Here is a 14,236-nt window from a genome sequence, read left to right as displayed (position 1 = left end):
CTGAATGCGGATGCTTTTATCCGCTTGAACAGTTGTCTGTGAATAACCACATATACTCCTTAAATATTCATAAATTTTCCGGAATACTGGAAATATTACTACAAACTTGTTATAATAATCCCATACTTCCCGTTGGAGGGAATAATTCAAACAGGAAATCAGGTGAGGAACATGGCAGGCAGAAAGAAGGATCCGCTGTATAAAAGCTTCGGATATGCGTTTCAGGGGATTTTTACCTGCATCCGCAAGGAAAGAAATATGAAGATCCACTGTATGGTGGCAGCGCTTGTGGTGATCGCAGGACTGATCCTTGGGATTTCCGTGACAGAGTGGTGCATCTGCCTGGGGCTGTTCGGAATGGTGATGGCGCTGGAACTGGTGAATACGGCAGTGGAAGCTGTTGTGGATCTGGTTACGGAGGAACGTCACCCACTGGCAAAGATCGCCAAGGACACAGCGGCCGGAGCAGTACTGATCGCAGCGATCATGGCAGCGATCGTCGGACTGATCATTTTTGTTCCCAAGGGACTTGTTTTTCTGGGAATATGACAGGAACAGAAAACTTTTGTTTCAGGATAGGGTCTGGTGTCGGACTGTGGTGTGATGGTCCGGCAGCTGCCGGTTTCAGGAAAGGAGAAAATATTATGGAATTAGGTGAAGGACTGAAGAAAATTTTATTGGTGGGTATTGGTACAGCAGCAGTGACAGCAGAGAAATCCAAAGAAATCCTGGATGAACTGGTAAAAAAGGGTGAGCTTACGGTTGAACAGGGTAAGGTTCTTAATCAGGAGCTGAAGCATAACATCAAATCAACAGTTAAGACAGCTGCTGATTCTGTAAAGGAATCTGCAGCCAGAAAGAATGATCAGGAAGAACTGAAGGCAACGATTTCCAGGCTGACACCGGAGCAGCTGGCTGCTGTGAAGGCGCAGATCGAGCACATGCAGGCCGAGGCTGCTGAGGAGAAAGCCGAGACAGCAGAAGAACCGGCAGAGGAATCTGTACAGGAAGCTTCTGCGGAAACAGAAAATGCAGAAGATACCGGGAGCGAAGAACAGGCAGCAGAGTAACCGACTGCGGATCGCAAATATCCGCTTGACTAAACGACAACGCAGACGAAGCAGTAAATGGAGAAGTTTATGGGCAGAGAAGAAAAGGAGAAAAAAGAGAAAGGCGGATATGGAGAACGGCTGAGAGAGATCACAGCCGTTCTGAAAAAACATGCCATTACCCGGGGTGTTTCTCCTGAGAAGCTCCGGCTCATACTGGAAGATCTGGGCCCAACTTATATTAAGTTGGGTCAGATCATGTCTCTTCGTTCCGATATTCTGCCGAAACGCTACTGTGACGAGCTGATGAAGCTCTGCTCTGATGTACCACCGATGCCTTTTTCCCAGGTGATCGAGGTACTGGAAGAGTCCATGGGCTGTCCGTGGCAGGCAGAATTTCAGCATATTGAGCAGAAACCTCTGGGAGCAGCATCGATTGCCCAGGTGCATCGGGCCACGCTGAAAACAGGTGACGAGGTTGTGATCAAGGTTCAGCGAAAGGGAATCTATGAGACCATGGCCAGGGATATCGGCCTGATGCATAAAGCAGTGCGCCTGATGCCGCCGGTGAGCATTAAGGGCATGGTGGATCTGAACATGGTTTTAAGTGAACTGTGGACTGTGACCCAGGAGGAAATGAATTTCCTGACAGAAGCTGCAAATATGGCAGAATTTGCAAAAAAGAACAAAGATGTGGCTTTTGTGAAAGTACCGATTCTCTACCGTGAGTATATTTCGCCGCATATTCTTGTGATGGAATATATTGACGGTTTTGCCGTCAATGACAAGGCTGCGCTTCTGGCCAATGGTTATGATCTTAATGAGGTCGGAACGAAATATGTGGATAATTTCATCAAACAGGTGATGGAGGATGGCTTTTTCCATGCGGATCCCCATCCGGGAAACGTGCGGATCCAGGATGGAAAGATCGTCTGGATCGATATGGGAATGATGGGACGGCTTACAGAGCACGATCGTCAGCTGATCGCAGAAGCTATTGAAGGGGTTGCCATGAACAACATCGGCAAGATCCAGGATGCGGTCCTGGCTCTTGGGGAGTTTAAAGGCAAACCGGATTCCAGCAAGCTTTATGAGGATCTCCGCGGACTTATGGAGAAATACGGTACTGCGGATATGGGGAACATTGATGTGGCTGAAGTGATGGTGGACCTGATGGAGGTCATGAAAGAAAATAAGATCATGATGCCTCACGGACTGACTATGCTTGCAAGGGGGCTGACTCATGTGGAGGGGGTTCTGGCTGAGATATGTCCGGACATCAATATGACACAGATTGCTGCGGCAAGGCTCAAGGAGCAGCTGTTCAGCAATGGGAACTGGAAGCGTGAGATCAAAAAAGAAGGAAAAAATCTTGCCTGGTCGCTGAAACGTGCAGTGGATATTCCTTCTCTGGCGGCGGATTTCCTTCAGGGCTGTATGAAAGGGCAGACGAAGATCAATCTGGATCTTCATGCCTCGGATGATCTGGCGTGGCTTTTGCGGCGGCTGGTGCGGAATATTGTGATGGGGCTGTGGGTGATGGCACTTCTGATCAGTTCCAGTATTATCTGTACTACGGATATGAAACCAAAGCTGTGGGGGATTCCGGCGTTGGGCGCCTTTGGTTATGTGTTTGCTTTTATTATTGTTTTGTATGTGTTTATCAAGCATTTCTTTTCAGGAAAAAAATAAAAGACGGAGATCATTTGCAGAGTCTGCGGGATGGTTTCCGTCTTTTTTTGCTGTTATGGAATTGTTTCGGTCTGCTGTTATAACTGCGATTAGGAGCCATCATCTTCCGACCGGCTGGTAAAGGACGGAGTGCGGGTGTCTGGTCAGGTGTAGATGGTTCCGCTGTAGGCTTTGCGGAATTCCTTTGGGGTGTAGCCGGTTCCCTGGCGGAAGTAGTTGCAGAAGGAGGGAGCGTCCCGGAAGCCGCAGGAGAGAGCTGCTTCTGTGATGGTGCAGGAGGAGGAGCAGAGAAGCTGGGCTGCCATCTGGAGGCGGTGTTTCAGGAGATATTGTTTTGGGGAGGTGTTTTCATGTTCCATGAAGATTCGGTAAAGATAGGAACGGTCGATTCCTACGTAGTGTGCCACGTCTGAGATCTGGATGGGGTAGGCATAGTTGTTTCTGATGTATTCGGAGGCTTTCTGAAAGTACAGGTTTGAGATGTCGGTCCTGCTTTCGGAGGGCTTTTTTTGCATGTCGGATAGTATCAGGAGGAGGTTTCCTGTGGAGGCAAGGTCGTTTCCGTTGTTTTCGGAAAAGGTGTCAAGGAGGCTTTGCATGTGGGTGAGGAGGCTGTTTTGCCGGGAGGGTGTTTCCGGGGTGAAGATTGGGGTGTCGGAAAATACGGTTTGTTTCAGGATTTCTTTGCAGGCGGAGCCGTCAAAGCCTGCCCAGGCATAACTCCAGGGTTCGGAGCTGTCAGCGCGGTAGTAGATGGAGTCCATGGGGCGGATGAGAAAGGCGTCGCCTGCTTTCAGATGGTAGGTGTGGCCGCTGCACTGGTAGATGCCTTTGCCGTGGAAGATCACGTGGAGAAGGTAGTGTGGGCGCATGGCCGGGCCGAAGGAGTGGTTCGGACCGCAGTCTTCCTGGCCGCAGAAGTAGACGGAGAGGGTGTGCTGTGGGTTGGGTTCTTTTTTCATTTGGTTGGGCCTCCTGTTTTTTGTTATGCAGCAAAAACTAAATGTAATTTTGGGTTACAAAATGGGGTGGATGTTGTATGAGATGATTATACAATATTGGGGTGGGGAGGGCAATGGGAAAGGGGGAAAGGGGACGCCCGTGAGGCGTGTGCTGTCTGTCACCGGGGCTTCGTCGGGGGCTGGCTTCTAAGGCGCCGGAATTCTGCTAAAACCGCTTCAAAAATTCTCGAACTCGCGTCTGAAGCCGCTCAGACAGCGAGAATTTTTGAAGCAACGCAGATTTCCGCCGCCTAAGAAGCAGCTCCCCTCCTGCAGAGTCCGGTGACAGACAGCACACGCCTCACGGGCTGGCTTTTCAGGGCGGAAGGGATAGAGTGGCGATGGCGGGAGGGATTACAGGTGAGGAGGGAGCAGATAGCATCTGATTCCTCCTGTAAAAATTCTGGATTATCGGAGGGATTACAAGTAAGGAGAGAGCAGATAGGAAAATGAGTAGACGGAGTGGGAATTTGGTTCAGAGTGGGAAGTGAGGTGGTTTCCCGGGAGTTGGATGGGTCATCAGCGCTGCGCTGGATGACTGGGACGAAAGGCTGAGTTTCCCTGTGGCCTGCCGGGGAAGAATGGGTCGAGGCGCTTCGCTGTCGACTTGGAGGTGAGTTGTTGTGGTAATGTATTGGCGCTGGGGCGAGATGTGATATTGATATTGTAGAATACATCGGCATCCTCATCGGCATAGCGCAGCATTATCAATACCGTAGAATACATCGGCATCCTCATCGGCATAGCGCAGCATCATCAATACCGTAGAATACATCGCCGTGCCAATACACTAACACATTCCCACAGTGTACGACAATATAGCGTGCCCGGAAAGGGGGAGCGCGAGGGGGAAAAACGGGCTTCGCAACTCTGAGTGCTTTCCCCCTCGCAGATTTCCTCCGCTTTGAAAAGCGAAAATACTATATCTAAAAATACTATATCTAAATAAATAACAATTTTCCCAAGCTTTTCATCACAAAAGCGAAATATCCTCCTCCGGAGGAAGCAGCTTTTTAAAAAATCGATACAACAGCATCGAATTTATAAAAGCTACAAGTCCAAATCCAAAGAAAAACCAGCAGCATGCGTAAAGTGGCTGCAGCTTTGCATCGAGATATGTCATATACAATGGAAAGATCGTGATCACCGCAATGGCGATCGTTGTGGGGAAATGCATAAATGCCAGCAGAAATGCATTTCTGCAAAGTGCCCCCAGTGTATTGGCAAAGGTTGCGATTACCGGGAATATGTATAAAGTAAAAATTATCAGCAAAGTCAGAACCCCCACAGAAAGATAAAACAGCATATGTGCAGCGCTTCCTTCTGCATGGAGCAGAAAGCGGATATTCAGGATGATCATGGTTCCGGCAGCAAGGATCAGCAGCCATATGATCAGTGACTGTTTGAAGTTTTCCTTAAAAGCTCTGAAAAATGTTTTCGTTGTGCCGTTGTTATTCCCTTTTACTGTACGCATCATGCAGTGATAAAGGGCAGTTAGTGACGGCCCAATGGTGATCACGGGGATGCAGCAGAGAATAAAAAGAAGATTGGCGATCACGATGTCACCCAGCTTGTTGAGAAATACATGGACGACATTATCTTCATTTAAAAGATTCATAACGAAATACCTCCTTATATAGAAATGTAGAAATGAAAACAGACCATATGGGAAAAGTCCGATACAGCTAATCTTAGCATAGTTTTTGATTGTGTGTAAAGAGAGGGGACGCAGATAAGTATCAGCACGGTTTATGGGACTGTATAAAAAAACATGGAACTTTGCGTGCACATGTGAAAATGATGGCACGCATGGAATTATGTTAGGAAAGGAAAATTGTGTTTTTTGGAAAATGACATTTATACATGTGCTGAGTTAGTAAAAACATACAAAAACAGATATGTAAAAATGTTGGTTTTGCTACAAGGAAATAAATGGGTGCCAAAATATGCTCATAAATAGTGAAAAATATGAAAATATATGTAATAAATGAAAGAAAACATGTAAAAATGACGAATAATTAACTAAGTATGAACAAAAAATGGATAAAATGAATAAAAAGTAACATTTTTCCATGTTGAAATGACAATAATCCATTTATCATTTTTCCATGTGCAATTATAATAATATCAACGGTCAGGGACGTGAAAAAATATAAAAACTGACCAAAAGAAAGAGGGAAAATAAGAAAGATTTAAAAGGAGGAAGAAGTTATGAATTTCAAAAGAGTAGCAGCATTATTGTTAGCAGGTGCCATGGTAATGACAGCAGTTCCGGTATATGCAAAAGGTGACGATGTTACACTTTCCGTATCCATCTGGGACACCAACCAGGAGCCGGGAATCAAAGAAATTCTCGCAGACTTCACAGAGAAGACAGGAATCAAGACAGAGATCTCCGTTGTTAAATGGGATGAGTACTGGACAATGCTCGAGGCCGGTGCACAGGGTGGTTCCCTTCCGGACGTATTCTGGATGCACTCCAACGAGAGTCAGAGATACATGTCCAACGATATGCTTCTTGATCTGACCGATAAGATCAAAGACAGCGATCTGATCGATCCGGAGAACTATCCGGAGGATATCTGGGGACTGTATACATACGATGATAAATATTATGCAGTACCGAAGGATATAGATACAATCGCTCTCTGGTACAACAAGACATTATTTGACGAGGCAGGACTTGATTATCCGACAGCTGACTGGACATGGGATGATGTTACAGAGGCAGCTAAGAAGCTTACTAAGGATGATGGTTCCCAGTACGGTCTCGGAATGAGAAATGATAACAACCAGGCCGGATACTACAACCTGATCTATGATAACGGCGGATACATCATCAGCGATGACAAGACAAAATCCGGCTGGGATGATGAGAAGACGATCGCAGCTATGCAGACACTGGAAGGATGGATCAAGGATGGCGTGATCCCGTCTCTTGAGACAATGTCCGAGAACAACGAGGACGTACTTTTCGAGGCTGGCAAGATCGCTATGACATGCCAGGGCTCCTGGATGCTTGCAGCATTTAAAGAGAACGAGTACACAGCAGCTAACTGTGATTGTGTAGAGCTTCCTAAAAACGCTGAGACAGGCAGAAGAGCTTCCTCATATAACGGACTTGGATGGGCAGCATCTGCTTCCGGTGAGCACACAGACGAAGCTTGGCAGCTGATCGAGTACCTCGGATCCAAAGAGGCTCAGGAGAAACAGGCTGAGCTTGGTGTTACAATGAGTGCATACAAAGATACATCTGATGCATGGGCTAAATCCGCAGACTTCAACCTTCAGGCTTATCTGAACATGATGGATGACATGGAGATCCGTCCATACTCCAAATCTACTGTAACATGGGAGAACGAGGACAACGAGATCCTTAAAGGCGTATACACAGGCGACATCACAATGGAAGAGGCTTGCAAGCAGATGGCTGATCAGATGAACGAGAAGCTGGCTGAGGAGTAAGCATTAAGAAACACCGATAATTAAGTGCAGTAATGAGAGGGGCCGCCGCACTCAGGTGCAGCGGCCTCATACATAGAAGGAATAGAAGGAGTGATTCTTATGGCTAAAACTACCAAGTCACAGGCACGGACAAAGAGAGAGCGCAGTGAGTTCCTCTGGGGCTGGCTGTTTATTCTCCCAACAACAATCGGACTGATCGTATTGAACATCATTCCGATCTTCCAGACTATTTACCAGAGCTTTTTCAAGACAGGAGATTTTGGTAAAGGAAATATCTTTATCGGTTTACAGAACTACCAGAAGGTTTTTGCAGATAAAGAGATCTGGCAGGCACTGATCAACACATTCAAATATGCGATCGTGGAGGTCCCTTTTTCCATTGTCATCGCACTTGTTCTTGCAGTACTTCTTAACAGAAAGATGAAGGGCCGTTCTATTTACAGAACCATCATCTTCCTTCCGATGGTAGCAGCTCCGGCAGCGGTAGCCATGGTATGGAGATGGCTGTTCAACTCTGATTATGGTCTTATCAATAACGTTTTCCATGTTCATGTAAACTGGGTTTCTAATCCGAAAATTGCAGTATTTGCAGTTGCGATCATCGGTGTATGGTCTATCATCGGTTACAATATGGTTCTTTTCCTGTCAGGACTTCAGGAAATCCCGAGAGATTATTATGAAGCAGCATCCATTGACGGTGCAACAGGCGTGAATGCATTCTTTAACATCACGGTCCCGCTTCTTTCACCAACCATTTTCTTCGTACTTGTTACCCGTGTGATCGGATCCCTTCAGGTATTCGACCTGATCTATATGGTTATTGACAAGTCAAACCCGGCACTTACCAAGACTCAGTCACTGGTTTACCTGTTCTATAAATATGCATTTATCAATAAGAACATGGGATACGGCGCTACGATCGTAGTAGTACTTCTTATTATCACCATGATCCTGACAGTATTCCAGATGATCGGTCAGAAGAAATGGGTATTCTACAACTAAAAAGGGGGATTAACCATGGATAGTATGGAAACAAAAAAGAAATTAACCACTATTTTAATACATGTCATACTGATCATTGTGTCCATAACGATGCTTGTGCCATTTATCTGGATGATCCTGACAGCTTTTAAAACTGTAACGGAAGCAACATCTGTAGATCCTTTCACCATTTTCCCGAAAATATGGAGAAAAGACGCATTTATTTCTGTTATCAATAACATGAACTTCCTGCTTCTGTACAAGAATACACTGCTTCTGATCTTCTTCCGAGTAGTGTGTGCGGTTCTTACAGCAACTATGGCAGGCTATGCATTTGGACGACTGAACTTCAAGGGCCGTGATCTCTGCTTCAGTCTTGTACTGTTCCAGATGATGGTTCCGGTACAGATCTTCATCATCCCGCAGTACCTGATGGTCAGCAAGATGGGTATGCTGAATACGATCTTTGCCCTTGTATTCCCAGGTATTGTTACTGCATTCGGTACTTTCCTTCTGAGACAGGGATATATGGGACTGCCGAAGGATCTGGAGGAGGCTGCCAGACTTGACGGATGTAACATCGGTCAGACCTTCCTTTACATCATGGCACCACTTACAAGATCCAGTATGGTCGCACTTGGAATTTTCACAGCTGTATTCGCATTCAAAGATCTGATGTGGCCGATGATCGTTAATACAGATAAGGATATGCTGGTACTTTCTTCCGCACTTGCAAAGATGCAGGGCCAGTACGTATCCAAATTCCCGGAACTGATGGCTGCATCTCTGATCGCCTGCATTCCGATGATCGTGATCTACATGATCTTCCAGAAACAGTTTATCGAAGGTATTGCTACCAGCGGTGGAAAACTGTAATCAGAAATATTACATAAGGTAATACAAGACCGCTGACAATGTATATAACTGAGGATTTGGTTATTAAGGTTGTCAGCGGTATTTTTATCGAAGCAAATGCCAAAATGCACAGTTATCTGATGATTCTTAAGGAAAGAGGCGGATATTTTTATCCGCAGTAAACGAAAAAAGGAGAAAATTATGCCGATCAAATTTCACGAGGGATCAAAGACATTCCACATTTATAACAAACATTTAAGCTACATCACCTGTATCATGGAAAATGGCCAGATGGAGAATCTGTACTATGGAAAAGCTATCCGCGATAAAGAGGATTTCAGTTATCTTCACGAGGAGATCATGCGTTCCCTGATGGCTGTATGCGTTCCGGAACCGGGACTTCTTTCCATGCAGTATACCAAACAGGAGTATCCTGTTTACGGAACCGGTGATTACAGAAATCCTGCCCTTACTGTTCGTCAGGAGAACGGAAGCGAGATCGTAGATTTCAAATATGTTTCTCATGAGATTTACGGCGGCAAGAAGAAGCTTGCCGGTCTTCCGGCAACCTACACAGAGAACGAGGAAGAGGCAACATCTCTGGACATTACACTTCATGATTCTGTGATGGACACAGACCTTGTTCTTACATATTCCGTATATGAGGATTACCCGGTGGTCACCAGAAGTGCACGCCTTGTTCAGAAAGGGGATCAGAAGATCCGTCTTGAGAACGTGATGAGTGCAGCAGTGGAGTTCCCGGATATGGATTATGAGATGATCCATCTTTCCGGTGCGTGGGCACGTGAGCGCTATGTAAAAACACGCAAACTTGAGATGGGTACACAGGCTGTACAGAGTCTTGCAGGAACCGGCTCCAGCTCTGAGCAGAATCCGTTTATTGCGCTGAAGCGTCCTCATACAACAGAAGATACAGGCGAGGTTTTCGGCTTCAGCTTTGTGTACAGCGGCAACTTCCTTGCACAGGTCGAGGTTTCCACCTACGAGATGACACGAGTTATGATGGGGATCAATCCACAGGGATTTTCCTGGGAGCTTTCCAGAGATGAGGAATTCCAGACTCCGGAGGTCGTTATGGTATACAGCGATAAGGGCTTAAACGGAATGAGCCAGGCTTACCACAGACTGTACCGTGACCGCCTGATGCGCGGAAAATGGAGAAATCATGCACGCCCGATCCTTCTTAATAACTGGGAGGCAACCTATTTTGATTTTGATGAGGAAAAAATCCTTAATATTGCAAAAAAAGCCAAAGAGGTTGGAGTAGAGCTTTTCGTTCTGGATGACGGATGGTTCGGAACCAGAAACGATGATTACCAGGGCCTTGGCGACTGGTTTGTAAATAAGAATAAGCTTCCAAACGGAATTTCCGGACTTTCCCGCAAGATCGAGGAGATGGGACTGAAATTCGGTCTCTGGGTAGAGCTTGAGATGGTAAACAAGAACAGCGACTGCTACAGAGCACATCCGGACTGGCTCATCGGAGCACCGGACCGTTTTGAGTCCCACTCAAGACATCAGCACGTTCTTGATTTTTCCAGACCGGAAGTAGTGGATTTTATTTATGATTCCATCTCCAAAGTTATCGAGGAATCTTCCATTTCTTATATTAAATGGGATATGAACCGTTATATGTCCGAGCCGTTCAGCCGCGGAGCTTCCGCAGCAGATCAGGGCAAGACTATGCATAAATATATCCTTGGTGTATATGAGCTGTATACAAGACTGACAGAGAGATTCCCTGACATCCTCTTTGAATCCTGCGCAAGCGGCGGAGCAAGATTTGATCCGGGAATGCTGTATTTTGCACCGCAGACATGGACCAGTGATGATACCGATGCAGCAGAGAGAGAAAAGATTCAGTACGGTACCTCCTTTGTTTATCCGATCGTCAGCATGGGATCTCATGTATCAGCAGTACCGAATCATCAGCTGCACCGTACCACACCGCTTTCTACAAGAGCAAATGTGGCATATTTCGGAACCTTTGGCTATGAGCTGGATCTGAACCTTTTAAGTGCCAAAGAGATCGAAGAGGTAAAGGCACAGGTGGAATTCATGAAGGAACATCGTGACCTGATCCAGGTGGAGGGCGATTTCTACCGTATCTTAAGCCCGTTCGAAGGAAATGATACTGCATGGATGGTTGTTTCCAGAGACAAAAAACAGGCAGTTGCTGGATACTATGAAAGACTGAACAAGGTCAATGCTTCCTGGATGCGTCTGCGCTTCAAGGGTCTTGACGAGGACCAGCTTTACAAAGTAAAATGGGAAGATAAGTGCCTGAAAGCTTACGGAAATGAGCTGATGTATGCAGGAATCCCGGTTGATCGTGACTATTGCAATAAGACAAACGGTGATTTCCATTCTGTATTGTATACAATTGAAGCAGAGGACTGATTTCTGTAAATGATGGAATAAAAATTATCTGCAGAAAAACATCCGCCTGACCAGAAAAATAACAGGCCGCCGGATATGGCGGCCTGTTATTGGGTGGCGGAGCAGCTCACAGGCGGAAACATAATATATGACATCAGGGAGGTGACAAGTTGCTTCACACAGTTGGTTTTACAAACTCGGACAGCTATAAATGTCTGGAGAATTTAAAGAAAGGTGCGGTGGATCTCTGTCTTACTTATTGTGGGTGGGAAAAATGCGATCCGGGACATCGATTTGGACCAAATAAAAGGATCTCTCATGTACTTCATATCGTGGAATCCGGAAGCGGAGTTTTTGAGATGGATGGCCATCAGTATCATCTGACAGGTGGAGAAGCATTTCTGATCCCAGCCAGTGTGGAGGCCTGGTATGAGGCAGACATGGATAATCCCTGGACGTACCGCTGGGTGGGATTTGAGGGAATGACTGCAGAGGAAGTGATCCATGTAAGCGGCTTCAGCAGGGAAAATCCGGTCCGAAGGATCCACTGCATGGAAAATGCGGCGAAGTATATTGATGCAATGGTACGGACCAACAAGCTCGTTTTTGAAAATGAACTGAAACGGAACGGACTTCTGATGCTTCTTTTTTCTGACCTGATCACAGATAACCGGGATGCATGTCTGAGAGAAGGCAAGCTTCTTCCATCCCACAGATATCCAAATTCCGTTTATGTGGAGCATGCAGTGGATTACATTGCAGCCAACTTTGACAAGCGGCTGAAGATCAATGAGCTGGCAGACCGCATTGGCGTCAACCGGAGCTATCTTACCAGCTCGTTTAAAAAAAGCCTCGGATGCTCGCCGCAGGAATATCTTATGAATCTTCGCATCGAGAAGGCAAAGACTCTTCTGAAAAACGGAGATATTCAGGTCAGTGAAGTAGCTGCAAAAGTAGGGTATGGAGATCCGCTGGCTTTTTCCAAGGTATTCAAGGCAAGAACAGGAAGAAGTCCGAGAGAATACAAGGAAGAAAAGAGAAAACTTGTAGTGAAGGGGAAAAAAGGGGATTATACGGAATCTGAGGACTGATTCTGTGATATATTTCACGAAGAAAAAAACTCTCTGTCTGTGCCAGAATATATAAAATTCTGGTATCGGGCAGAGAGTTTTTTATGTCATAAGAAATGTTATAGAAAATTACTTCCAGGTATCTCATGCAACAAAACAACAATTATTAACATCAAAGTACATATTTTAAACAAGTTTCTGGTAGTATGATAAGATCACAAAGAAAACGAAGCGGGACTGCACCGCAGAAATAGCAGAAAATCAGGAATTTTAAAGAAAAATATAACAATTCCGGATAAGAGATCCAACAAAGAAAGCAGGAGGAAACGAACATGATCAAAATTACATTCATGGGAGCTGGAAGCACGGTTTTCGCAAGAAATGTACTTGGCGACTGTATGTGCACACCGGCACTTCGCGAGAGCGAGATCGCACTTTATGATATCGACGAGAAGAGACTGGAGGATTCCAGGATTATCTTAAGTGCCATCAACCACAACGTAAATGAGGATCGCGCAGTGATCAAAACATATCTCGGTGCTGAGAACCGTAAAGATGCACTTCGTGATGCAGACTTCGTAGTCAATGCCATTCAGGTAGGCGGCTATGAGCCATGTACAGTAACAGACTTTGAGATCCCGAAGAAATACGGCATCAAACAGACTATCGCAGATACCCTGGGAATTGGTGGTATCATGCGTGCACTTCGTACCATTCCGGTTCTGGAAGAGTTCGCACGGGATATGGAAGAGGTCTGCCCGAACACTCTGTTCCTGAACTACTCCAACCCTATGGCAATGCTCACCGGCTATATGCAGCGTTTCACAAAGATCCGCACCGTAGGTCTCTGCCACAGCGTTCAGGTCTGCTCCCAGAAACTTCTTGAGGGAATGGGAATGGAAGACAAGCTTGAGGGACGTACCGAGCTGATCGCAGGTATCAACCACATGGCATGGCTTCTTGAGATCCATGACAAAGACGGAAACGACCTGTACCCGGAGATCCGCAGAATCGCCGAGGAGAAGAATACCTCCGGCGAGAAGCATGAGGATATGGTACGTTACGAGTACATCCGTCATCTTGGATACTACTGCACAGAGTCCAGTGAGCACAATGCAGAGTATAATCCGTTCTTCATTAAATCCAAATATCCGGAGATGATCGAGGAGTTCAATATTCCGCTTGACGAATATCCGAGAAGATGTATCAAACAGATCGAGGGCTGGGAAAAAGAGCGCGAGGATATCCTCAAGGATGGCAAGATCGGCCATGAGAGAAGTAAAGAGTATGCTTCCTACATCATGGAGGCTGTTGTTACAAACACACCGTACAAGATCGGTGGAAATGTTCTTAACAACGGTTACATCGACAACCTTCCGCCGGATGCCTGCGTAGAGGTTCCATGCTATATCGACGGAACCGGTGTACATCCGGTAAAAGTGGGCAAGCTTCCTACACAGCTGGCAGCTATGAACTCATCCAATGTCAGCCCGCAGCTCCTTGCTATTGAGGCAGCAGTGACCAAAGACCGCCAGAAGATCTATCAGGCAGCCATGATGGACCCGCACACAGGTGCAGAGCTGAACATCAAAGACATCCAGGCAATGTGTGATGAGCTGATCGAGGCACACGGGGATTATATGAAGATGTACCGCTAAGGCAGGAAATGATCGGAAGGCAGCAAAAACTTTGAAATAAATATGCAAGGCAGCATATAAAGGCC

The 14,236-nt window shown here is 46.1% G+C and carries 11 protein-coding genes; 9 read left to right on the top strand and 2 right to left on the bottom strand.

The features are described from left to right. The first annotated feature begins 171 nt into the window (after window positions 1-171). From NE638_RS03830 to NE638_RS03820, 3 genes are all read left to right on the top strand, one after another. Window positions 172-549, top strand: coding sequence for a diacylglycerol kinase family protein (locus NE638_RS03830; protein ID WP_015526060.1), 378 nt, complete (start codon window positions 172-174; stop codon window positions 547-549). A 95-nt stretch (window positions 550-644) separates the two neighbouring features. Further along, window positions 645-1,070 (top strand): phasin family protein, encoded by a 426-nt coding sequence (locus NE638_RS03825; RefSeq protein WP_202031287.1) that lies wholly within the window; start codon window positions 645-647, stop codon window positions 1,068-1,070. Between the two features lie 69 nt (window positions 1,071-1,139). Beyond that, a complete protein-coding gene (locus NE638_RS03820; protein WP_173745797.1) occupies window positions 1,140-2,741 on the top strand; it encodes an ABC1 kinase family protein in 1,602 nt (533 codons plus the stop codon). A 143-nt stretch (window positions 2,742-2,884) separates the two neighbouring features. On the opposite strand, the gene NE638_RS03815 is transcribed toward NE638_RS03820, so the two are convergent. Next, window positions 2,885-3,703, bottom strand: coding sequence for an AraC family transcriptional regulator (locus NE638_RS03815; protein WP_173745796.1), 819 nt, complete (start codon window positions 3,701-3,703; stop codon window positions 2,885-2,887). A 1,012-nt stretch (window positions 3,704-4,715) separates the two neighbouring features. Continuing rightward, window positions 4,716-5,360 carry a YesL family protein gene (locus NE638_RS03810; protein ID WP_059086770.1) on the bottom strand — a complete coding sequence of 215 codons (645 nt, stop codon included), beginning with the start codon at window positions 5,358-5,360 and terminating at the stop codon, window positions 4,716-4,718. Window positions 5,361-5,953: 593 nt separating this feature from the next. Here NE638_RS03810 and NE638_RS03805 point away from each other — a divergent pair. The 6 genes from NE638_RS03805 (at window position 5,954) to NE638_RS03780 (ending at window position 14,171) form a co-directional block, all read left to right on the top strand. Next, window positions 5,954-7,207 carry an ABC transporter substrate-binding protein gene (locus NE638_RS03805; RefSeq protein WP_021650446.1) on the top strand — a complete coding sequence of 418 codons (1,254 nt, stop codon included), beginning with the start codon at window positions 5,954-5,956 and terminating at the stop codon, window positions 7,205-7,207. A 99-nt stretch (window positions 7,208-7,306) separates the two neighbouring features. Next, the gene (locus NE638_RS03800) at window positions 7,307-8,209 is read left to right on the top strand and encodes a carbohydrate ABC transporter permease (protein ID WP_021650445.1); all 903 of its coding nucleotides are present in this window, start codon (window positions 7,307-7,309) and stop codon (window positions 8,207-8,209) included. Between the two features lie 15 nt (window positions 8,210-8,224). Beyond that, complete coding sequence (locus tag NE638_RS03795; protein ID WP_021650444.1) at window positions 8,225-9,064, top strand: carbohydrate ABC transporter permease; 840 nt, start codon at window positions 8,225-8,227, stop codon at window positions 9,062-9,064. Between the two features lie 180 nt (window positions 9,065-9,244). Beyond that, complete coding sequence (locus tag NE638_RS03790) at window positions 9,245-11,464, top strand: alpha-galactosidase (RefSeq protein WP_015526050.1); 2,220 nt, start codon at window positions 9,245-9,247, stop codon at window positions 11,462-11,464. 149 nt (window positions 11,465-11,613) lie between these two features. Continuing rightward, window positions 11,614-12,534 (top strand): AraC family transcriptional regulator, encoded by a 921-nt coding sequence (locus NE638_RS03785; RefSeq protein ID WP_173745795.1) that lies wholly within the window; start codon window positions 11,614-11,616, stop codon window positions 12,532-12,534. A gap of 311 nt (window positions 12,535-12,845) precedes the next feature. Beyond that, entirely contained in the window at window positions 12,846-14,171 is a 1,326-nt protein-coding gene (locus NE638_RS03780; protein ID WP_118062740.1) for an alpha-glucosidase/alpha-galactosidase, read from the top strand. Window positions 14,172-14,236: the final 65 nt, after the last annotated feature.

The organism is Blautia sp. MSK.18.38 (assembly GCF_024460535.1).
Lineage (GTDB): Bacteria > Bacillota > Clostridia > Lachnospirales > Lachnospiraceae > Blautia_A > Blautia_A fusiformis.
The sequence above is the reverse complement of the archived record's forward strand: the minus strand, read 5'-3'. Positions and strand labels throughout refer to the sequence as shown.